This is a genomic window from Zemynaea arenosa (genome assembly GCF_004614185.1).
Taxonomy (GTDB): domain Bacteria; phylum Pseudomonadota; class Gammaproteobacteria; order Burkholderiales; family Burkholderiaceae_D; genus Telluria; species Telluria arenosa.
In genome coordinates, this window is sequence record NZ_SPVF01000219.1 from 1 (window position 1) to 22,347 (window position 22,347).

Genomic DNA, 22,347 nt, shown 5'->3' on the forward strand with positions numbered 1-22,347 from the left:
GGTCTGGTTCTGGGTCACAGTGCCGGTGGTGACCACGGAGCCGGCCGGGGCGATGATGGTGCCGCCGGTCAGGCTGACGTTGCCGCTGGTGGAGCTCACGAAGCCCGGATTGGTGACCTTCAGCTCGCCACCGTCGCCGGCGATCAGGTCAATGTTACCGGTCGTGCTGCGGACGATACCGCCGATGGTCAGGGGGCTGTGCGTCTCCAGGTGGATGTCGCCCTGACCAGACCGCACCGTCTCCTGCATGCTGCTTTCCGTGGAACGGTTGGCCAAGGTCATGGCGCCGTCGTTGACGATGCTGACCATGCCCGGCGAATCGAAGGCGGCGCCGAAGCGATAGGCGAGCCGCAAGTTGAGCGGGCCCGGCGCCAACAGGTTGTTACGCACGTAGATGGAAGCATTGTTATTCTCGACCTGAGCCCACAGCCCGCCCACGCGCGTCATCAGCGGCGCGCTGCTACTGCCTATGCTGTCTTTCGAAATCACAGTGAGATCCGGGCCGTAAATCAGCCCTGTCGAACCGGTCGTGATGGCCTGGCCCTCGACATAAATATCGCCGTTGGCATGCAGCAGGCCGTTGACCTGGATGGCCGCATCGGATCGTACATTGGCCTCGCCATCAGCAGTCACCGTGCCGTTCAACGTGGTCGCACCGGTGGAGTGCATGTACAGGTTCGCGTGGAGACCGGTGGCGGACGCACTACCGCCGAGCGCCAATGTGCCCGTCGAGTCGATGTCCAGTCGCCCGCTATCGCCGACAGCGGCAATATGTCCAGCCAGGTTCATGCCATGGAAAAAGTCCAGCGTCACGTTGTCGCCAACCACGATGCCACCGGAGTTGACGGTGAGTGTGCCTTCATTGTCGCCGACAAGGTTGACGCCGCCCGAACCGCCGTCCAGGACGGAGTCGATGATCAAGCCCGCCAGCGACTTGACGTAGACGCCGCCAGTACCGGTGACTGTCACCCCCGAGGTGCCTGAACCGATATGGCTGCCGCCGCCGAGCTTGATGTTCAGCTGCCCCAGATCGGAACCTGTCAGCGCGCTGATATAGTTGGCAGCGCCATTGTCCAGGTCCACGATGGTGCCGCCGTTGCCTGCGATGTGCACCCTGTTGGCTTTGAGGTTACCGCTCGACGTCGCGGTGATCCCGCCGCCATTGGAGTTCAGGAGCAAGGTACCGTTAGAGCCGCCGTCAAAGGCGCCATAAACCGTGAGCCCACCGGTGCCCAAGTTCAGAGTCATCTGCTGGGCCGTCGACTGAGAGTACAGAGCATTCCCCACCACCTCGATCGGAGCGGTCCGGGTCGCGGAGCCGAATTCCAGTTTGGCCGACTTAAGCTGATCGAGTTCAGTCTGATCGATGGCCAGCGCCGCGCCGTCGACCGCACCACTGCCGAGCTTGATGTCGCGGTAGAGGTGATAGGTGTCGATGTTGATCGAATCGCTCGCCGTGATCCCGGCAATGCTGTTGAGGGTCAGGTTATCGGTACGGAAGAAGACCTTGCCCGCCGATAGCTCTCCACTGGGGTTGAAGGTGATAGAGCCGGAGCCGTAGCTGCCGAGGACGATCGTGCCGGCATCCTGCATTTCCAGCCGGTTGTCGAAGATGATATTGCCGCCGGTCTCAATGACGATGGTGTTGAAGGCACCGCTGGGGTAGCCCCCTGCCCAGCTCCACAGGAAATCTCCGGTAGAGGCGCTGCTGCCGAGATTCACTTCCGCGGCGTGCAAGGATCCCAGCTCCGTCGGCGTCAGCGACAGCTTGCCGCTGTCCCGGTGCGCTGCATCGATAAACTGCATGGTGCGCGAGCCAGTCAAGGGCACGATGGAGATGACGCTGTTGCTGCCACTGGCTGTGACGGCTGTGATATCGCTGCCGGACGAGGGGCCGAACACCAGTGTGTTGGCCTTGAACTCGACGCTGCAGCTGGAGCCGCAGCCGTTGCTGCTATTGATCTTCTTGCCGGCGGCGAGGTTGATCGAGTCGCCCGTCAGTGCGATGTTCCCAGCGGTGAGGTCCGCATTGACATTGATGGCGTGGCCGGCGGTGGCATTTAATGCATGGCCCAGGTTGACCGCGGTATTGAACGTGATGTCGTTGGTGGCCTGCAGAATAACGTCAGAGGTTGCCGCCTCCAGCGTGGCCTTGCTGACCAGCGCGTCCGCGCCTGGGAGCGACGAGAACGCCGCCGCATCGGCCAGCGGCGTGCTGCCGGTGGTGTCGACGATGATGTTCTGGGGATCCAGCAGCCAGGAGCCGCGCTTGCCTTTGGCCGCGGACGTGTCGACGCGGGCCCCGGCCACGGTCAGGTCGTGGCCAGAAGTCTCCACCACGCCACCGTTGCCGCCATTGGCGCCACCGCGCGCGCTGATGCTGCCGAACGCGCTGGTCGCACCATCGGACCACAGCACCACCTTGCCGCCGTTGCCGGTCTGGATAGCGTCGGCCTTGATGCTGGCGCCCTGCCCCAGCCAGGTGTTCTGCGCGTGCGCCACCTGGTCCGCGTTCTTCCCTTGATAGTCGCCACCCACCAGCACCGAGCCACCGCCAGTGGCGCCGCTGGCGTCCACCTGCGCATTGCCGGTCAGGCCCACGCGCGCGCCCAGCAGGCGGATGTCGCCGCCGGGGCCCGCGCCAGTGGCCGTGGTCACGCTGCCCTGCTCCAGCAGCGTGTCGCGGCTGGCCTTGAGGACGATCTTGCCGTTGGCGCCGACCACGGCGCTGTTGGCGTTGACGATGCCGCGCTGGTTCACCAGCGCGCCGTAGATGCCGATGCGGCCACCCTGCGCGATCACCTGGCCCAGGTTGATGGCCTGGTCCGCAGGCGCGGAGACCACCACGTGCAGGTCCGGGTTGCCCGAGTCGACCAGCTGCACCGTGTGGCCCGCGGCCAGCACCACCTGTCCGTTCGGTGCGGTGATGATGCCGCTGTTCTCGACTTGCGGTGCGATCAGGAACACGCTGCCGCCGTTCGGCGTGATGATGGTGCCCTGGTTGGCCACCGCGCCCGCCGCGCCGCCGCTGGCGAAGTTGCGCTTGCCCGCGATGAAGTCCGCGTTGGAGATGTTCAGCGTCGATGCCGTCAGCCCGTTCACGTCGATGCGCGCGTCCTTGCCGAACATGATGCCGTTCGGGTTGATCAGGAAGACGTGGCCGTTCGACTGCAGCGCGCCGAGGATCTGGCTCGGGTCCTGGCCGGTGATCCGATTCAGGACCGCGCTGTCCGCGTTCTGCTGGATGAAGCGGGTGATCTCGCCCGGCGCGATATTGAAGCTCTGCCAGTTGATGATCGCGTTGGGCGTGTTCGTGATCGAGAACACGTTGCCCTGCTGGGCGAAAGTGGCCTGGCCGCTGACCACCACCGGCGCGGTCGGCGCGGCGATGGCAGCGCCAAAGCTGGCCGCCAGCAGGATGGGAAGGATGCGCTTGTTCATGTGATCCTCTTACTTCAATCAGTACGCGAAGCCGACGCGCACGTGCACGCGGTTGCCGCCCGGGAGGGCGCCGTGCTGCACGGCGTGGCCCCAGTCGACCTGCAGGTTCATGCTGGTGCCATAGGACATGCGCAGGCCCAGGCCCACGCTGCCGATGGTGGTGCTGGTGAGTTCACCGGCCAGCGCGTGGTTGCGGCGCACGTAGGCGGCGTCGTAGAAGCCCAGGCCGCGGCACTGCCACTTGCCCGTGGATCCGCACAGCTCCGGGGTCCACGCTTCCAGGTTGGTGTTCAGGCCCGAATCGCCGGCCAGTTCGCGTTCTTCGAAGCCGCGCACCGACGCGGAACCGCCCGCGCCGAACTGCTCGCCCGAGACCAGCGCGTCGCCCGACAGCTGGGCGTTGGCGATGGCGCGCAGCAGCCAGTCGGACGCAGTGCGGCGGGTGAGGTTCCCGGCCAGGCGCACCAGCGTGTACGAGGCCTTGGCGCCGGCGCGCGAGGCGGCGAAAGCAGCGCTGTCGCCCTTGTCCCCACCCGAAACGTTCTTCACCAGCGACGCGGAGAATGCGGCCTCGCCGCCATCCAGAGGCTGGTTGCCGGTGTAGGTGACGGACAGCGGGTGCACCGTGATGTCGTTGCCGAAATTGGAGGTCCCGAGCAGCACGGTGCTGCGGTAGGCCTTCCAGTCGAAGCCATAGATCAGGCTCGATTCGTAGGTGCCGCGCTTGGCCAGCGTGTGGTTGTAGCGGCCACCGTAGACGGTCCCGCGGCCGCTGACCGCGAGGTTGAAGATGCCCGCGGCGACCACGCCCGAATCCACGTTCGAGTAGTTGGCAAACAGGTCGACCGAGTCGCCCAGCTCATACAGCGGGATGTGGTAGCCCGCGCCCCACACGCTCACCTGGTCCGGCTTTTGTGCGGTCGTGGTGTACTGCAGGGAGCCGACGTGGTCGCGGCCGAACAGGTTCGCGTGCTGCAGCGCCGCCGTCACGTGGGTGCGGCCGGTTTCGCCGGTCCCGGTGTTGTCCAGGTTGAGCATCGCGCGCCAGGGCTTCTGGTCGGCGACGTCGATGTTCGCATCCACTTCATCGTCGGCCTGCCCGCCTGCCAGGCGCAGGGTGATCTTCTTGGACGGGTTCTCGTTGGCCGCCTTCAGCTGGGCCGAGACGCGGTCCAGGTTCGGGGTCTGGCCTTCCTGCAGGGCTGGCACGCTGCGGCGGATGTTGGTGGCGTCGAAGTACTTGTTGTCGCGGACGTTGATCTTGCCGATCTTCGTCTGCACGACCACCAGCCGCACCACACCGCCATTCAGCTCCTGCTCCGGCAGGCGCACGCTGACCACGTTGTAGCCGCGCGCGTGGTAGACCGCTTCCAGCGCTTCCAGCGCGCGCTGGACGTCGCCGAAGTCGCGCTCCGCGCCTGCGTAGGGGGCGACGGCGGCGTCCACATCGGCCTGGGGCAGCAGCGTGTTGCCGGTGACGTCGAAACGGGTGATGGCGAAGCGCGGCACGTCGGGCATGCCCGGAGCGGCGGCGGCGTCCTGCGCGGCGGGTGCCGTTTGTGCCCACGCCGCGCTCACAGCCGCAGCCAGCACGGAGCCTGCGAGCAGGCGTGCGAAAGGTAGTCTCATGCTTTGGACTCGACTTCTTCTGGTTATTGTTTTGGGAAGGGAACTGACGCAGAGAGTTTATCGAGAAATATCTTGCGCGTCAGAAAAAAACTTGGCTGGGAGAAAAATTTAGCGTGCAACGCAACATTTCTGGACATCACCCCCCAAGGGTGGGGGACTTGGAATGGCGATTTACTTGGTTTCGAAGGTGGTGACGCCGTCCCAGCCCTCGCCCGGCGTGTGCGCGCGGAACCACTCGATGCGGTCGAGATAGAGCTGGTACAGGCCGAATCCGGGGTCGACCGCCTGCAGCTCGGTGAGGATCGCGTGCGCGTCGTCCCAGCGCTGCGCGCGCACGTGGGCCAGCGCCTCGTGCCAGCGGTTGACGGCCGCCAGGGTGGCGCCATCGACCTCGCCCGCCTTGCCCAGCGGCTCATAGATCGCGACCGGCTCGTTCTTGCCCTTCACGCGCACCAGATCGAGCTCGCGGTAGATGAATTCCGGGGCCGCGGCGCGCGTGGCGGCGCCCACGCAGACGCCAACGCCATAGACCTTGGTGATGCCCTCCAGGCGCGAGCCCAGGTTCACCGCGTCGCCCATCACCGTGTAGGCCTTGCGGATGGCGGACCCCATGTCCCCCACGTGCATCATGCCGGTGTTGAGACCTATGCCGATCTTCAGTTCGGGCCAGCCGCGCTTGAGGAAGTCCTCGTTCAGCTTCGTCGCCGAGGCCTGCATCAGCAGCGCGGTGGCCACCGCCCGGCTGGCGTGGTCCGGCTGGTGCACCGGTGCGCCCCAGAAGGCCATCACCGCGTCGCCGATGTACTTGTCCAGCGTGCCGCGGTGGGCGGAGCGGATGTCCTCGGACATCGCGGTGAGGTAGAGGTTGATGTACTCGCGCAGGTCCTTGGGTGACAGGCCCTCCGAAATGGTGGTGAAGCCGCGCACGTCCACGAACATCACGGTCAGCTCGCGCGATTCGCCGTCCATGTTGTAGGCGTCCGGGTCTTCGGCCATCTCGGCCACCAGCTCGGGTGCAACGTACTCGCCGAAGCGGTTGACCAGGCCCTGGTTCTTGCGGTGCGTGGTCAGGTAGCCCAGCACCGCGTTCACCACAAACAGCGCCAGCACCAGCAGCAGCGGGGTGGCGCCGTTGTAGACCAGGTCGTGCCGGGTGTAGGCATACTGGCCCAGCATGGCCAGACCCGCCATCGCGCACACGCCGATGCCGACGGAGGCCAACGGGCCGACCACGCCGAGGGCCAGGGTCAGGGCGATGCCCACCGCGAGCACCACCGCGGTCTCGATCGTGGTGGCGTTCTGGCCGCGGTGCTTGAAGCGCCCCTCCAGGATGGACTTGATGATGTTGGCGTGGATCTCGACCCCAGGGTACTGCGGGTTGACCGGCGTAGCCCGCAAATCGACCAGGCCAGGGGCCGTGGTGCCGATGAGGACAATCGTGTCTTTCAGCGTGGCCGCTGGCACGCGGCCCGCCAGCACGTCGGCGGCCGAGACGTAGTTGAAGGCGCCGCCCTGCGGGCCGCCCCGGCCGCGGTACTGGATCACGGTGGTCATGCCCTCGCCCACCGGCACCTTGTAGCGCTTGGCCATCGACTGCAGCAGCTGGATCGCGTCCACGCCGCCGGCGGCGCGCTGGCTGTCCGAGAGCGTGTCCACGGTCTCCGTGAACACCGGCTTGATGGCGCGGATCTTCAAGTGCTGGGCAATGGTGGCCAAGGCCAGCGACGGGTAATAGCCTTCGCCGACCTTCTGGATCAGGAAGACCGTGCGCACCAGGCCATCGTCATCCGTCGACACTGCAAAGCTGCCCGCACCGGCGGCGGTGCGCTGCAGCTTGGCGATATTCGCTTCGAAGCCTGGCGCATGGAAGGCGTCGAGCTCGCGGCCATTCAGGTCCTGTTCCGTGAACAGGGGCTTGGGCAGCACGCCCTTGTGCTGGTCGATGGAGGGCGTGAAGCCCAGCACCACCGGGCGGCCCTGCAGCGCGGAGGCGAACTGCCCATCGAAATCAAGCGCGCCGCGCAGGGCGCTCACGCGCTCGCCCACCTCGGGCAGATCCGCCAGCTCCGTCTTCGCCAGCTTTTCCAGCACGCCGTAGCCGGAGCTGGTGTCCGGCTCCGGGAAGTCGATGTCGTAGCCGACCACGCTGACGTGGTAGCGGTCGAACAGCTGGTCGATCAGCTTCGCGTGGACGTTGCGGCTCCAGGGGAAGCGGCCCACTTCCGACAGCGCCTTGCCGTCGATGTCCACGATGACGATGCGCGGGTCCTTCTCGACCGGGTCCAACCGGAGCTGAAGGCCGGAGAGGAACTGGTCGAAGCGGTCCAGCGTTTCGCTGTGCAGGTAGGAGAGGACGTGGGCGGCGGCGAGCATGGTGAGCGCCAGGCCGAGGGCCCAGCGGATGCCGTGCTTGCCCAGCGAGCGGCGGGCGCGCGCGAACGGCAGGCGTAACCGCGCTCCCATACGCTGCAGCATTCCCATCCCGCCCTGCTCCGCTTACGGCTTGTAGCCCGGGATCTGCGCTTCGTCCACGTGGTCGATCTGGCGCGGGTCCATGTTCTTCTGCGCGAAGGTCAGGTAGACCTTCTGGCGCACGAAGATATCGAAGAGGTCCGGGTCGATGTGCCCGTTGAGCGCGAAGTTACCGAGGATGCGCATCGATTCCGACAGCGGCTTGCCCTTCTTGTACGGACGGTCGCGCGCGGTCAGGGCTTCGAAGATGTCCGCGATGGCCATCAGGCGGGCCTGCACCGACATCTGATCCTTCGTCAGCCCGCGCGGATAGCCTTTGCCATCCATGCGCTCGTGGTGGCCGCCCGCGTATTCCGGCACATTGGCCAGGTGCTTGGGCCAGGGCAGCGACTCCAGCATCTTGATGGTCATCGAGATGTGGTTGTTGATGATCTTGCGCTCGGCGTCGTTCAGGGTGCCGAAGCGGATGGTCAGGTTCATCGCTTCCTCGTCGGACAGGAAGTCCTGCTCCTGGCCGTCCGGTCCGGTCCAGCGGTACTTGGCGATGGCGCGCACGCGCTCCTGGTCGTCCGGCTTCATGCCTTCCCCGCCCACATTCGCCACGCGCAGGAACTCGCGGTCCGCGCGCAGGCGGGCCAGGTCGGCGGCCAGCGCTTCGTCGATGGCGGCGTGGTTCGCACCCGGCTCGCACTTCATCTTCAGCGCGCGGATCTCGGCGTCGCGCAGCAGCACTTCGAAGCGCGTGTCGATCATGTGGATGCGGTCGAAGATCGTTTCCAGCTTGGTGGCCTTGTCCACCACGTGCACCGGGGTCGTGATCTTGCCGCAGTCGTGCAGCAGGCCGGCCAGCCAGAGTTCCTTGCGGTCGCCGTCGGTCATGCGGAAGTCGGCCAGCGGGCCTTCGCTGGTGTTGTGGACTGCCTCCGCCAGCATCATGGTCAGCTCGGGCACGAACTGGCAATGGCGGCCGGTGTACGGCGACTTCTCGTCGATGCCGATGTTAATCAGGTTGACCAGGGCTTCCAGCAGTTCTTCCAGCTGGCGGATCAGCTGCTGGTTGGTCAGCGCCACCGCCGCCTGCGCGGCCAGAGCCTCGATGAAGCGCTGGTCGGTCTGCGAGAACGAGACGATCTCGCCGCTGGCCGGGTCCTTGCAGTTGATCAGCTGGAGCACGCCCACCAGCTCCCCCTCATGGTCGCTCATCGGCACCGTGAGGAAGGACTTGGAGTGGTAGCCGAAATTGGCGTCGAACGAGCGCATGCCCGAGAAGTTGAAGACGTCCGCCTTGTACACGTCCTCGATGTTGACCGACTGGCGGAAGTTGGCCGCATACGCCGCCACCGACGACAGGTTCTGGTGGCCCCACTGGTCGTACAGCGGGACGCTCGGGATGTCGATCTCGTTGCCGCTGGCGCCACCCTGGTAGATGTTCAGTGTGTCGTTGATCGAGATGTAGAAGTTGAGGCTTTGCTTGTCCGCGCTGGGGCGGTACAGGGTGCCGCCGTCCGCGTTGGTCAGGCTCTTCGCGACGCGCAGGATGCGTTCGAGCAGCGAGCCGGTGTCCGGCGAATTGCCGAGCGCCACACTCAATTCGGTGAGCTGGTCGAGCCGCTGCGCGATCTGGGTGTGGTTGAGTTCATGCATGGAAAGAGGCGCCGAAAAGTTGTTTTAATTGCTCGGATATTTCCGAACTGTAATCTCCTCAAGTGTACTGAAGAGCCTGCCGCATGTACACGAAAGATTGCATCCGCAGTCCCCCCATATCGGCGGGAAGCAACAAAAATTGAAGCTTTCATCCTGTAAAACCGCTATCATCCACGGCAACATTTTTGAGAAAGCGCGGCCGTTCCGAGCCGCCTCGGCTGACGGTCCAAGGGAGCTTGTTCATGAAATTCCGTTTTTGGGGCGTGCGCGGATCGATTCCGTCGCCCGGTCCACGTACGGCGCGCTACGGCGGCAACACCACCTGCATCGAAGTCCAATCCGACAACGGCACCCTGATCGTCCTTGATGGTGGCACCGGCCTGTTCGCCCTCGCGCAGAACCTCATGACCCGGCCGCAGCCGATCTCCGCGAACATCTTCATCACCCACAGCCACTGGGACCACATCCACGGCCTGCCCTTCTTCACCCCGCTGTTCGTGAAGGGTTCCAAGGTGCGCCTGCATGGCGCCAAGGATCCGCTGACCGGCAACGGCATCGAACACGTGATGCAGGCCCAGCTCCAGAACAGCTACTTCCCCGTCAGCGAAACGCAGATGGATGCGACCATTGAATACCGCACGCTGTCGCTGGAAGAACCAATTCCTGTCGGTGATGCGACCGTGTCGAATGTGGTCATGAACCACCCGGTGACCAATCTGGGCTACCGGATCAGCTGCAACGGCAAGGCGGTCTTCTTCACTGGAGACCATGAGCCGTTCTACAACATCCACCCGGTGGGCGATCCGCGCCACGACGAATACGCGCTGTGGATGGAAGCACGCCAGGAAGCGATCGATCGCGCCATGCGCGGCGTGGATGCGCTGATCGTCGACTGCTCGTACACGCGCGACGAATACCCGGCCAAGCAGGGCTGGGGCCACGGCACCTTCGACTCCGCGCTGGCGATGGCCGTGCGCGTGGGCGCCAAGGCCCTGTACTGCACCCACCACGAACCGACCCGCGGCGACGACGAGCTGGAAGCCGCGTTCAAGGAAGTCATGGCGCGCTACCAGCCGCTGCCCCATGGCCTGAGAGTCGTCCTGGCCTACGAAGGCCTGGAAGTCGAACTGTAATCAAGCTCCCCACATGAACGCCGTCCCCGCCCCGCGCAGCGAGACCGACCTGCGCCTGGAATTCTTCAAGAAGCTGCAGACCGTCACCACCAAGATCCACGCCACCAGCAATCTCGATGAGATCATGCTGGACCTGGGCATGGAGTTCTGTGACCTGTTCAACTGCGACCGCTTTACGCTGTACGCGGTGACGCCAGAAAAGGACCACATCGTCTCCAAGGTCAAGACGGGGCTCACTTCCTTCCGCGACCTGAAGCTGCCGATCAACGCGACTTCCATCGCAGGCTGGGTCGCAGCCACGCGCATGACCGCCAACATCGCCGACGTGTATGACGACGTGGAGCTGCGCCGCCTGTCGCCCGAGCTGCACTTCCAGCGCGGCGTGGACCAGCGCACCGGCTACCGCACGCGCGAAATGCTGGTGGCGCCGCTACTGGCGGTGCAGACTGGCGACCTGCTGGGCGTCATCCAGTTCATCAACAACCGCGCGGGCGGGCCGTTCTCGCGCATCTGCCTGGAGGGGGTGAAGGAGCTGTGCGAGACGCTGTCCGTCGCCTTTAGCCAGCGCATGAAGCCGCCCCAGTTCGTGCGCACCAAGTACGACGCGCTGGTGGCAGATGCGGTCATCTCCGGGCCCGAGCTCGAACTGGCGCAGCGCTCCGCGCGCAAGAAGGACCTCGATATCGAGGACGTGCTGGTGAACGAATTCCAGGTCAAGCCGGCCGCCATCGGTGCGGCGCTGGCGAAGTTCTTCAACGTGCCGTACGAGACGTTCAAGCCGGACCGCGTGAAGCCGGTGGAGCTGCTGAAGAACCTGAAGGAGCAGTACGTCGAGGAGAACGGCTGGCTGCCGCTGGAGGACGGGCCGCAGGGGCTGGTGGTGCTGACCATCGACCCGGAACGCGTGAATTCCTCGCGCATCGTGAACCAGATCTTCCCGAAGTCGCGTGTGACCTACCGCGTGACGACCAACGAGGAGTTCCGGCTCACCACGGGGCTGTTCTTCGGCAGTGCCACGGGCGATCTGGCCTCGGTGGGCGAACTGCTGTCGGGGATGGAAGTCTCCGAAGATGATGAGGGCGAAGGCGGCGGCGACGTCTCCGAGGCCGTCGAGAATGAGCTGGTCAAGCTGGTCAACAAGGTGATCATCGACGCCTACCGCCAGGGCGTGTCGGACATCCACATCGAGCCCCTGCCCGGCAAGGGCAAGACCGGCATCCGCTTCCGCAAGGACGGCACGCTGGTGCCCTACATCGAGATCCCGGGGAGCTACCGCAGCGCGCTGGTCGCGCGCATCAAGATCATGTGCGACCTCGATATCTCCGAGCGCCGCAAGCCGCAGGACGGCAAGATCAAATTCAAGAAGTTTGGACCTTTGGATATCGAGCTGCGTGTCGCCACGATTCCTTCGACCGGTGGCGTCGAGGATATCGTCATGCGTATCCTCGCGGCGGGTGAGCCGATCCCGCTGGACAAGCTGGGCGTCCTGCCGTTCAACCTCGATCGGCTGAAGTCCGCGATCGAAAAGCCGTATGGCCTGTTCTTCGTGTGCGGCCCTACGGGTTCCGGTAAGACGACCACGCTTCACTCGGTGCTTTCGTATCTCAACACGCCCGAGACGAAGATCTGGACGGCCGAGGACCCGGTCGAGATCACGCAGAAAGGCCTGCGCCAGGTGCAGGTGAACCGCAAGGCGGGCCTGGACTTCGCGACCGTCATGCGCGCCTTCCTGCGCGCGGACCCGGACATCATTATGGTCGGCGAGATGCGGGACAAGGAGACTGTCTCCACCGGCATCGAAGCGTCGCTGACCGGCCACCTGGTGTTTGCGACGCTGCACACCAACAGCGCGCCGGAGTCCATCGTGCGTCTGCTGGACATGGGCATGGACCCCTTCAACTTCGCCGACGCGCTGCTCGGCATCCTGGCGCAACGGTTGGCCAAGCGGTTGTGCTCATCGTGCAAGCAGGCGTATCACCCCAGTGATGAGGAGCTGCAGCTGCTGCTGGCGGAGTATTGCGAGGAGCTGCTCAATACCGACGCATTCAAGCGCAATCCAGAGGCGGAAAAGGCTAAGGTGCTGGGTGGATGGAAGCAGCGATACGCCGATTCCAACGGCGTCTTCACGATGTACCGCGCTGTCGGCTGCAACGAGTGCACCAAGGGCTACCGGGGCCGCGTAGGCTTACACGAGCTGATGCTCGGCTCGGACAAGGTCAAGAAGCTCCTGACCGAACACGCCCGCGTGGCTCAGCTCCTCGCCGCAGCGCTCGAAGATGAGATGATGACGCTTAAGATGGATGGCATCGAAAAGGTCCTCTCAGGGATTACCGACATCAAAATGGTGCGTGCCGTTTGCATCAAGTAAGTCAGGCTTAAATCGATCACGACGATGAAGGATTAGCCAATGCAATGTCGCCGAAGAAATCAGAAGCGATAGATGTCATCAGGGTAATCGCGTAGTCTCGGTTGGCCTGTCGCTGTGGGTCGATCGCCGCCCTTTGCGTCGCCATTCACATGATGAAGCGTCAATCCGAGGAAGCTCGCGCTCAGACCGCATCAGCTGATCGACGAGCGCTCCTGCGACGCATGGAACCTCTCAATGCATTCCTGGACCGCGCTTGAAATCGCGAGAGCTCTTCAAGTACACGTCTTCGGAGTTCAAGATTACTGGGATACTGCTTCACGCTGGTAGCCCCGGAAGAGCTAGAGTCAATCGGTAAGGCGTTACAGCAAATTCCCTTGCACACGCTGGAGTCGTACATAATGGTCAATGGAGTGTTCGACATGGTCGAACACCTCAGAGAACTGATGTCGTTCGCTCGCAAACACGTGGCGGCTGGCGATGTTCACTTCGTCTTCGAAGAAGCGGACGGGCGCATCGTCGCCTATCACTACAAAAAGATTGCCGAGTTGCGGTCGGAAATGAGGCAGGCGATGCGTGTTCTTGGGTACCGCCCGATTAAGGCCGAAGAAGAGGCAGAACCTACCAATCCCGCCTGATCTGGAAAGACTGTAGTCCACCCGCCGGTCCACACGGTCAGCAACTGGCAATATTCGACAATTCGCGCGCACTGTTGCCTTTTCGCCCAAACAGATCCGAACGACTCACTCAGCCAACAACCGGTCAAGGCTAGCGCGGGGGCTTGCGCAAGATCAAACGCTTGCGTTGCGGCTCGTCAAGAATCACCACTTCTCACGTCCAATCGGAGGCGAATCATGGCGGTTGACGCATATCTGCAGATCGATGGAATCAAAGGTGAGTCGATGGACGACAAGCACAGGGAATGGATCGAATGCCTGGACGTGGACTTCGGCGTTGACCAACCCCGTAGTGCTGTCACATCAACTGCTGGCGGACATACGGCCGCGCGAGCGGAGTTCGATGAAATCGTCGTCGCGAAGCTCACTGATTTATCGACGCCACTTTTGCTCCAACACTGCGCGATGGGCAAGACGATCCCGAAGGCCAAATTCGAGTTCTTCCGAGCTGACGGAAACGGCGAAACGCGTGAAGTACTTCGAAATGTCGCTGGAAAACGTACTCGTTGGCTCAGTTAAGCCCGGCCTCACGCCGTCCGGCGGCATGCAGGAACACTTCCATCTCAAGTTCAGCAAAGTGGTGTGGAAGTACACCCAGCAGAAAATCGCAGGTGGAGCTGGCGGTACGACTGTCGGCGGATGGGATCTGTCGACCAATAAAGTCGTTGCCTGATCAGGGTAACGCCATGCCAGCAATCGACGTGGACAAGTTCACTGACCACCTGCGCGAGAAGGCCGACAAGAGCGGCTATGGGAAGGGCCAGTGCGCGCTTCGTGTCAGGGAAGCGCTTGCTGCCGGAGGCTACACACCTTCAACCTGGCCACGGCATGCCAAGGATTGGGGCTCGTGGTTGCTTCGAGCCGGATTTCAGACTGTGAAGGTAACAGACCTCTCGGCGTACAAGCCTCTAAAGGGTGATGTCGCAGTAATCCAAGCCACCACAAGCAGCAAGAGCGGCCATATCCAAGGCTATGACGGCACAAGCTGGATTTCCGACTTTGTTCAAAAGCGCGGGTTCTGGCCCGGTCCTGCATATCGTGACGAGACGCCTGACTATGTTGTCTACCGCCCGTAATCGAGCGCTCTTTTGCGCCGCCATTGTCCTGGTTTGCTTCGGCGTAGGTGCCGAAGAAATGCAGGGAGCTCTGTCATGCGAAAGTACCGACGGTGAAGCCAGTGAGCTCGTCCACGCGCAGTCAGGGGTACGTCGAATACAACCGCACGTACTTGAGATCAGAACGAAGAAAGGCGTTCGGCGCTTCAGCGATCAGCCGCCGCATACTGACGGCGAAATGGGTGGCGTGCACTGGCGATATTGCGGATTCAACTCCGACATGAAGGCTCACCTTATCGGAAGAACGGACGCAGGCATCCACTCGGGCGAACTGTTGATGATCGAGAGCGGAAAACGCATCCCCGCAGGGCACACGGTTCTGGTCTCGCCGCGCGGCAAAATGTATTTGGCCATCGAGCAGAATGCGGGCGAGGATGGCGAAAATTGGAGCATCCATGACCGCGCGGGGAAGACGCTCTGGAAAGGCTACGCAGGGACTATCACGACAGTGGATGGCGTGGAGACGGTCACGGCTACCTTCGATAGACCCGCATGGGTAGCGAACGATCGGCTGACGGCACGCTCCATCTGCGCGGGCTCGAAGATCGAGGGGACGGTCTCCCTGACGGTTTCACTGCGCGGCACATCGGCGTGGCAGGGCCAGGTCAAATGTGAGCCGAATGACTAGCGACGGCTTTTTGCAGCACGTCGGCGCTTGAAATCCGCTATGACGTCGCGTGCGCTCCTGACGTTGCCCACGGTGGTGTCCGCAAGGCCACGCTCCACCTCCTGAACAAGGAGCAAGTGAATGCGCTCACGCTCACTATCGGGGTGAATGCAGGTAAGGTCCCCTGAAGATTTCGCCATGTCTGGCTCCATCACAGTCAGCACGTAATGCTAGCTATTAGACGTGCGACAAATTGGCTGGCACGGTCGCCAACGTGTCGTCGCTGTCCAGCAGTTCTTCCGCATGCACCGCCGCCGACAGCGAAGCCCGGCGCAGCTGGCGCACCATGCCTTCGTTGCCGCTTTGGCGCAGCACGGTGCGGCCGTGCTTCAGGCCGATCTGGACCACTTCGTCGAAGCGCTTCCACTCCAGCAGGCCGACGTTGTCCACCTCGGGCACGAACTGCAGGTCGACCATCTCGCGCATCTTGCGGTCGTGCGCGACGCTGGGCAGCAGGGCCACGTTCATCACGGCCGTCGGCAATGACGGGATATCCGCGAACACGCGTCGGCTCTTGGCGCGGAAGTAGCGGTCGACCAGCATCGCGAACGGCCCCGGCACGCGCGTGATGGTGAGCGGCCGATAGACCTCGTTGCGCAGGTCCACGCCGATCACCTGGGCCGCGCCGACATCGCGCATCACGTCCACCGGATAGTTGTTGAAGGTGCCGCCATCGGTCAGCAGATCGCCCTTCCACAGCACAGGCGGCAGCGCGGCGGGGATGGAGACGCTGGCTGTGAGCATGGTCGCGAGCGGCCCGGTACGCAGCACCTCGGTGCGCGCCTGCGAGTAGTTGGAGGCGACGCAGAAGAACGGCAGCCACAGGTCCTCGGCATGCAGGTTGAGTCCCGCCGCATCGGCCACCGCATCACCGATCACGGCGCGCAGGCGCCGCCCGCGCAGCATGGAGATCAAGGGCAGCACGTTGTAGTCGCGCGTGGGGTTGCGCATGAAGGCGCGGCGCGCGTGACGCACGATGCTGTCATGCGGCAGGTCCATCGCGGCGTAAGACGCCATCACCGCGCCGATGCTGGTGCCGCCTGCCATATCCCACACGATGCCCTGCTCAGCCAAAGCCTGCATCACGCCCAGCTGCGAGAACCCTTTGGCACCACCGCCCGCGAACACCAGGCCGATGGCGTGGCCGGACAGGATGCGCCCTAGCCGCGCCCAGTCCCCCGCGTGCACAGGCCGCAGATGCAGGTGCGTGATGCCGTTCGCACCCAGATGCGGGCGCGGAGCCAGCCAGCGCCGCGTCCCCGCCGGCATGGGCCGCTGGTCCGGATGCACCAGCAGCAGCGTCTGGGCCGCGCGCGACAAGGGCGCCTCGCCCATCAGGTAGCGTTCTTCCAGCGGGGTCAGATGCGGCTTGGCGTCGGCATCGGCCAGCAGCAGGATGGTGTCGGCGTGGCGGATGCACAGGCGCGTCCATGGCGTGTCGCCCGGGTCGGCCGCGAACACCTGCATGCGGTGCTGCTGCTCCTGCTCGTCCAGCCAGATGGCGATGCGGCGCTTGCGGGAGCCGGACTGCTCCCAGTCCTTGTCGCGGAAGGCCTGCGGCAGCTTGGCGTAGGTGTGCAGCGCCACCTGTCCGGTGCCTTCGGTGCGCTGCAGGCAGTCCTCGAGCTGGGCGCGCAATTCGGCGGCGACCAGCTCCGAGGTCGAGCCGCCCTTCAGCGCGGTGATCGGCAGTACGCACACGTTGACCACGCGCCGCTGCTCGGTGGCGCGCTGATTGATGCGCGCCTGGCGCTCCAGCAGCTTGCGCATCAGCGGCAGCGCAACGTTGGGCCAGGTGTGCAGCACTGCTTCCACGTCGGCGGCGCCGACGCGCATCAGCACACAGTCGCGTACCGCTTGCACGGTGGCGCTGCGCGGCTTGCCGGTGATGACGCCCATCTCGCCGATGACTTCTCCGCGGCTGATCTCACCCAGCGTGACGGTGCGCTCGCCGACGCCGGTGCAGGCGCGCAGGCGGCCGGACAGCACGATGTACATCGCATCCGACTGCTCGCCCTCGCACACCAGCACCTGGCCCGCGGCCAGTTCCACGGTACTCAAACGGGGAATCAATTCGGCGAGGCGGGCCTCGTCGAATTCGCCGAAGATGTCGCGCATGACTGCGCGCAGCAGCTCGTCGAAATGGAAGTGGGAACGGGACGCGGGCATGATCCTGGATGGCTATCCGAACGCGCGCGTCCCGGTGGGGATCAGAGAATCTGCTTGCCGATGTACCAGGCGATGGCGGCCATGAAGGCCGATGCCGGAATCGTGAGCACCCAGGCCCACACGATGTTTCCGGCCACGCCCCAGCGCACCGCGGACATCTTTTGCGCCGAACCCACGCCGACGATGGCGCCGGTGATGGTGTGGGTGGTCGACACGGGCACACCCAGGAAGGAGGCGATCAGCACCGTGATGGCGCCGCCGGTCTCCGCGCAGAAGCCGCCCACGGGTTTGAGCTTGGTGATTTTCTGGCCCATGGTCTTGACGATGCGCCAGCCGCCGAACAGGGTGCCCAGCGAGATCGCGGTGTAGCACGACAGGATGACCCAGTGCGGCGGCTCCTTGGCGTCCATGGCGATATGGCCGCTGAAGATCATCAGCATCCAGATGATACCGATGGTCTTTTGCGCGTCGTTGCCGCCGTGCGAGAGCGAGTAGCCGGCGGCCGACACCAGCTGCAGGCGGCGGAACCACTGGTCCACCGAGCGCGGAGTCGACTTCACGAACAACCACGACACCAGCAGCATGATCAGCGAGCCGAGGAAGAAGCCGAGCAGCGGCGACAGCACGATCCAGGTGACGGTCTTGATCAGGCCGGAGGCGATCAGGGAGCCGGTGCCCGCCTTGGCCACCGCCGCACCGACCAGGCCGCCGATCAGGGCGTGCGAGGACGAGGACGGGATGCCAAAGTACCAGGTGATGATGTTCCAGGCGATGGCGCCCACCAGCGCGCCGAAGATGACGTACTGGTCGATGACCGCGGGATCGACCATGCCCTTGCCGACCGACGCTGCCACGTGCAGGCCGACCACGGCGATCGCCACGAAGTTGAACACGGCGGCCATGCCGACCGCGGTGTGCGGCTTGAGGACGCCGGTGGAGACCACGGTCGCGATCGCGTTGGCGGCGTCATGAAAGCCGTTCATGAAATCGAACAGCAGGGCCAGCAAAACGAGGCCGCCCAGAACGTAGATGCTGAGTTCTACAGTATGCATAAGCTTGATCTTTTCAGTGTCCATATCAGGCCCGGCGGGGCCGATATATCAGCTCTTCTTATAAATAGGGGTGTACTGAACGAAAAGCTTATGCGTTCTCGACGATGATGCCTTCGATGATATTGGCCACGTCCTCGCAGCGGTCGGTGACCGTTTCCAGGATCTCGTAGATGGCCTTCATCTTGATCAGGTTGCGCACGTCCGGCTCGTCGCGGAACAGCTTGGACATGGCGGCGCGCATCACGTGGTCCGCGTCCGATTCCAGGCGGTCGATTTCTTCGCAGATGCCGACGATTTGCGAGGCGTTCTTCATGTTCTGCAGCAGGCCGACCGCCTGCTGGACTTTCTGGCAGCACGCCAGGGACAGCTCGGCCAGGCGCTTGGCTTCCGGCGTCACGGTGCGCAGGTCGTACAGGCTGATGGTCTGGGCGGCGTCTTCCATCAGGTCCAGGATGTCGTCCATGCGGGTGATCAGCTTGTGGATGTCATCGCGGTCGATGGGGGTGATGAAGGTCTTGTGCAGCAGGTCCACCGTGGCGTAGGTGATCTTGTCGGCCTGCTTCTCGATGCCCTCGATGGCGTGGGTGCGGTTCTCCAGGTCGTCGAAATTGGTCATGAGGGCGACCATTTCCTTGGCGCCCTTCACGCACAGTTCCGCGTGCTGGTTGAACAGGTCAAAAAACTTGCCCTCGGTGGGCATCAAACGTCCGAACATGGTTTTCTCCGATTGCGTTCTGGTACTGCGTCGGCCTGGTTCGGGCCGTCTTGGATGCTGCGGTTTTGTGTGCTGCTGTTTTAATCGCCCTGGTAGATGCCCAGGCTGCCGCTGTAGTTGCCGAATTTCGTGTACATGCCCATCCAGGTCAGGCGCACCGCGCCGATGGGGCCGTTACGCTGCTTGCCGATGATGATCTCCGCGGTGCCCTTGTCGGGCGAGTCCGGGTTGTACACCTCGTCGCGGTACAGGAAGATAATGACGTCCGCGTCCTGTTCGATGGCGCCCGATTCGCGCAGGTCGGACATGACCGGGCGCTTGTTGGGGCGCTGTTCCAGCGAGCGGTTCAGCTGGGAGAGCGCGATCACCGGGCAGTGCAATTCTTTCGCCAGGCCTTTCAGCGAACGCGAGATCTCCGAGATCTCGGCGGCGCGGTTGTCGCCCGGCTGCGAGCCCTGCATCAGCTGCAGGTAGTCGACGATGATCAGGCCCAGCTTGCCGCACTGGCGGGCCAGGCGGCGGGCGCGGGCGCGCATCTCGATCGGGTTCAGCGCCGGCGTCTCGTCGATGTAGAGCTGGGCGTCGTTCATCTTCTGGATGGCGTGCGTCAGGCGCGGCCAGTCCTCGTCGTTCAGCTTGCCGGTGCGCAGGCGGTGCTGGTCGAGCTGGCCGACCGAACCGAGCATACGCATCGCCAGCTGGGCACCGCCCATCTCCATGGAGAACACGGCCACCGGCAGACCGGCTTCGATCGCGACGTTTTCACCGATGTTCACCGAGAATGCGGTCTTGCCCATGGACGGGCGGCCCGCCACGATGACCAGGTCGCCTGGCTGCAGGCCCGAGGTCATGCGGTCCAGGTCGATAAAGCCGGTCGGCACGCCGGTGATCTCGCCCTGGTTCTCGCGCGAGTACAGTTCGTCGATGCGCTCGACCACCTGGGTCAGCAGCGGCTGCACCGCGAGCCAGCCCTTGGCGCCGCGCGAGCCCTCTTCCGCGATCGCGAAGATCTTGGATTCAGCGGCGTCCAGCATCTGCTTGACGTCCTTGCCCTGCGGGTTGAAGGCGTCGCCGGAGATTTCGTCCGCGGCCGTGATCAGGCGGCGCAGCACGCCGCGATCGCGCACGATCTCGGCGTAGCGGCGGATGTTGGCGGCAGATGGCGTGTTTTGCGCCATCGCGTTCAGGTAGGGCAGCCCGCCGCACTCCTCGGCCTTGCCGAGCTGGACGAGCTGTTCGTAGACGGTGATGACGTCGGCCGGCTTCGACGCGTTGATCAGCTTAACGAGGTTTTCGAAGATGATGCGGTGGTCGTACCGGTAAAAATCACCGGGATTCATGAAGTCCGCAATCCGGTCAAAGGCCGCGTTGTCACGCAGCAGGCCGCCGATCACCGATTGCTCGGCCTCGATCGAGTGCGGCGGGATGCGGAGGGAATCGACTTCGTGATCGGGTGGGGCATTCATAGGTCCGGCATTATACCTTTGATCTGAAACAAACCCGAAGCATCGGGAGGCACATTTTTGGCGCGTCTGGCAACCTTTGTTGCCGTAAGATCACGCCCCATGTGGGGGCGTAAAAAAAGCCGGGCAAGCCCGGCTTTTGCTTGGGAGAGCGCTTGGATTAAGCAGCTTCGCCCGTCACAGCCACGGTCACGTCGACCACGACGTCGGTGTGCAGAGCCACCGACACCGGGTGCTCGCCGGTGGTCTTCAGCGGGCCGTTCGGCATACGCACGTTGGCCTTCTCGACCGCGAAACCTTGCTTCGACAGCGCTTCGGCGATATCGTGGTTGGTCACGGAACCGAACAGGCGACCGTCGACGCCGGCTTTCTGGGCGATGTTCACGGTCATGCCGTTCAGCTTTTCGCCCTGGGCTTGGGCAGCCGACAGCTTCTCGGCAGCAGCCTTCTCCAGGTCAGCGCGCTTGGCTTCGAACTCGGCCACAGCGGCCTCGGTCGCGCGGCGAGCCATCTTTTGCGGGATCAGGAAGTTACGTGCGTAACCGTCCTTGACCTTCACCACGTCGCCCAGGTTGCCGACGTTAACAACTTTTTCCAACAGAATAACTTGCATGTTTTGTTCTCCAGGTTCTCTGCTTGGCGCGGATTAGGCGTTGTGCAGGTCGGTGTACGGCAGCAGGGCGAGGTAGCGGGCGCGCTTGATCGCGGTGTCCACCTGGCGCTGGTAGTGTGCCTTGGTACCGGTCAGGCGAGCCGGCATGATCTTGCCGTTTTCCTGGACGAAGTCCTTCAGGGTGTCGACATCTTTGTAGTCAACTTGCTCAACGTTCGCGGCGGTGAAGCGGCAGAACTTCTTGCGCTTGAACAGCGGGTTCTGCTGTTTGCGCTTCTCTTTCATCTTGTTCTTGTCGAACTTTTTACCGAATGCCATTTGGAGGCTCCTGTCTGAATTCTAAATAAAGTCAATGATGTGGAACACGAGGCCCTTGCTGTTGCGATTCTTCCGTGCCAGGAAGCCGGTGAACTGGTAGGACGCCCCCAGTTCTGCCCGGCTCATCCGTCCTGAGATTTCGCCGGCGGCGACCGCCGGCATCTCGAACTCGACTAACCTGGGTACCCCGGCTTCGACCTGCTCCGAGCTGTGCTTCAGGAGCGCTCCCACGATGGGGATGCCGGCCGGGGTGTAGCGCAGTGTCTCGCGCTCGGTGATCGTCGCAACAACGACGAGCTGGTTCACTTAGGCCGCGGAAGAGGCCGACTGGGCGGCTTCGGCGCGGTGGCTCTTGGCTGCATCTTCGCGCTGAACCGACTTCATCATCGGCGACGGCGCGGTTTCGGCCTTCTTCATCTTCACGGTCAGGTGACGCAGCACGGCATCATTGAACTTGAATGCGGTTTCCAGCTCGACCAGGGTCTCGTTGTCGCACTCGATGTTCATGCAGATGTAGTGAGCCTTCGGCAGTTTCTGGATCTGGTAAGCCATCTGGCGACGGCCCCAGTCTTCCACGCGATGGACGTTACCGCCGCGGCTGGTCACCGTGGTCTTGTAACGCTCGATCATCGCCGGGACCTGTTCGCTCTGGTCCGGGTGGACGATAAAAACGATTTCGTAATGACGCATAAACACTCCTTGAGGACGTTTGAACAAATGCCCACCCCGGCGTCGGACGGGTGTGGGAAGGGGTAAGCCGGCGATTATAACCTGAAATCGCAGGCTGCCTCAAGCTGCGCGTGGGCGCGCAGGGACGGGTGTGGCGGACACGGAGGGGCCGCGGTGCGTGGCGGCGCGGCGCGCTGTGGGGGAA

General features: G+C 63.7%; 17 protein-coding genes and 1 pseudogene. 6 read left to right on the plus strand and 12 right to left on the minus strand.

All coding sequences use genetic code 11. The features are described 5' to 3' along the window. From E4L96_RS17010 to E4L96_RS17025, 4 genes are all read right to left on the minus strand, one after another. Nucleotides 1-3,441, minus strand: a 3,441-nt coding sequence (locus E4L96_RS17010; protein WP_135208405.1) for a two-partner secretion domain-containing protein, incomplete at its 3' end; no start/stop codon positions are given. Nucleotides 3,442-3,459: 18 nt separating this feature from the next. Further along, complete coding sequence (locus tag E4L96_RS17015) at nucleotides 3,460-5,070, minus strand: ShlB/FhaC/HecB family hemolysin secretion/activation protein (RefSeq protein ID WP_135208406.1); 1,611 nt, start codon at nucleotides 5,068-5,070, stop codon at nucleotides 3,460-3,462. Nucleotides 5,071-5,241: 171 nt separating this feature from the next. Further along, the gene (locus E4L96_RS17020; protein WP_441359655.1) at nucleotides 5,242-7,551 is read right to left on the minus strand and encodes a CHASE2 domain-containing protein; all 2,310 of its coding nucleotides are present in this window, start codon (nucleotides 7,549-7,551) and stop codon (nucleotides 5,242-5,244) included. A 15-nt stretch (nucleotides 7,552-7,566) separates the two neighbouring features. Further along, a complete protein-coding gene (locus tag E4L96_RS17025) occupies nucleotides 7,567-9,186 on the minus strand; it encodes an HD family phosphohydrolase (protein WP_135208407.1) in 1,620 nt (539 codons plus the stop codon). Between the two features lie 242 nt (nucleotides 9,187-9,428). Between E4L96_RS17025 and E4L96_RS17030 the strand changes: the two genes are divergently transcribed. The 6 genes and pseudogenes from E4L96_RS17030 to E4L96_RS17055 all read left to right on the plus strand — a co-directional run bounded on the left by E4L96_RS17030 (nucleotide 9,429) and on the right by E4L96_RS17055 (nucleotide 15,104). Beyond that, nucleotides 9,429-10,319 carry an MBL fold metallo-hydrolase gene (locus tag E4L96_RS17030; protein ID WP_135208408.1) on the plus strand — a complete coding sequence of 297 codons (891 nt, stop codon included), beginning with the start codon at nucleotides 9,429-9,431 and terminating at the stop codon, nucleotides 10,317-10,319. Nucleotides 10,320-10,332: 13 nt separating this feature from the next. After that, nucleotides 10,333-12,687 carry a GspE/PulE family protein gene (locus E4L96_RS17035; protein WP_135208409.1) on the plus strand — a complete coding sequence of 785 codons (2,355 nt, stop codon included), beginning with the start codon at nucleotides 10,333-10,335 and terminating at the stop codon, nucleotides 12,685-12,687. A 419-nt stretch (nucleotides 12,688-13,106) separates the two neighbouring features. Next, a complete protein-coding gene (locus E4L96_RS17040) occupies nucleotides 13,107-13,322 on the plus strand; it encodes a hypothetical protein (RefSeq protein WP_135208410.1) in 216 nt (71 codons plus the stop codon). A 216-nt stretch (nucleotides 13,323-13,538) separates the two neighbouring features. Next, a pseudogene (locus E4L96_RS17045) lies at nucleotides 13,539-14,034 on the plus strand (Hcp family type VI secretion system effector). Between the two features lie 13 nt (nucleotides 14,035-14,047). After that, nucleotides 14,048-14,437 carry a CHAP domain-containing protein gene (locus tag E4L96_RS17050; protein ID WP_229414578.1) on the plus strand — a complete coding sequence of 130 codons (390 nt, stop codon included), beginning with the start codon at nucleotides 14,048-14,050 and terminating at the stop codon, nucleotides 14,435-14,437. Further along, nucleotides 14,418-15,104, plus strand: coding sequence for a hypothetical protein (locus tag E4L96_RS17055; protein ID WP_135208411.1), 687 nt, complete (start codon nucleotides 14,418-14,420; stop codon nucleotides 15,102-15,104). Before E4L96_RS17050 ends, E4L96_RS17055 begins: the two co-directional genes overlap by 20 nt. A 216-nt stretch (nucleotides 15,105-15,320) precedes the next feature. Here the strand turns inward: E4L96_RS17055 and E4L96_RS17060 are convergent, their stop codons facing one another. The 8 genes from E4L96_RS17060 to rpsF all read right to left on the minus strand — a co-directional run bounded on the left by E4L96_RS17060 (nucleotide 15,321) and on the right by rpsF (nucleotide 22,163). Beyond that, nucleotides 15,321-17,312, minus strand: coding sequence for a patatin-like phospholipase family protein (locus tag E4L96_RS17060; RefSeq protein WP_135208412.1), 1,992 nt, complete (start codon nucleotides 17,310-17,312; stop codon nucleotides 15,321-15,323). 41 nt (nucleotides 17,313-17,353) lie between these two features. Next, a complete protein-coding gene (locus E4L96_RS17065; RefSeq protein ID WP_135208413.1) occupies nucleotides 17,354-18,364 on the minus strand; it encodes an inorganic phosphate transporter in 1,011 nt (336 codons plus the stop codon). An 88-nt stretch (nucleotides 18,365-18,452) separates the two neighbouring features. Further along, nucleotides 18,453-19,079 carry a DUF47 domain-containing protein gene (locus tag E4L96_RS17070; RefSeq protein WP_135208414.1) on the minus strand — a complete coding sequence of 209 codons (627 nt, stop codon included), beginning with the start codon at nucleotides 19,077-19,079 and terminating at the stop codon, nucleotides 18,453-18,455. A gap of 80 nt (nucleotides 19,080-19,159) precedes the next feature. Beyond that, nucleotides 19,160-20,545, minus strand: a complete 1,386-nt coding sequence (locus E4L96_RS17075) for a replicative DNA helicase (RefSeq protein WP_135208415.1) — start codon at nucleotides 20,543-20,545, stop codon at nucleotides 19,160-19,162. 157 nt (nucleotides 20,546-20,702) lie between these two features. Beyond that, nucleotides 20,703-21,155, minus strand: coding sequence for a 50S ribosomal protein L9 (gene rplI, locus E4L96_RS17080; protein WP_135208416.1), 453 nt, complete (start codon nucleotides 21,153-21,155; stop codon nucleotides 20,703-20,705). A gap of 33 nt (nucleotides 21,156-21,188) precedes the next feature. Then, a complete protein-coding gene (gene rpsR, locus E4L96_RS17085; RefSeq protein ID WP_135208417.1) occupies nucleotides 21,189-21,473 on the minus strand; it encodes a 30S ribosomal protein S18 in 285 nt (94 codons plus the stop codon). Between the two features lie 21 nt (nucleotides 21,474-21,494). Beyond that, nucleotides 21,495-21,779 carry a primosomal replication protein N gene (gene priB, locus E4L96_RS17090; protein ID WP_135208418.1) on the minus strand — a complete coding sequence of 95 codons (285 nt, stop codon included), beginning with the start codon at nucleotides 21,777-21,779 and terminating at the stop codon, nucleotides 21,495-21,497. Further along, on the minus strand, nucleotides 21,780-22,163 hold the full coding sequence (gene rpsF, locus E4L96_RS17095) for a 30S ribosomal protein S6 (protein WP_135208419.1): 384 nt from the start codon (nucleotides 22,161-22,163) through the stop codon (nucleotides 21,780-21,782). Nucleotides 22,164-22,347: the final 184 nt, after the last annotated feature.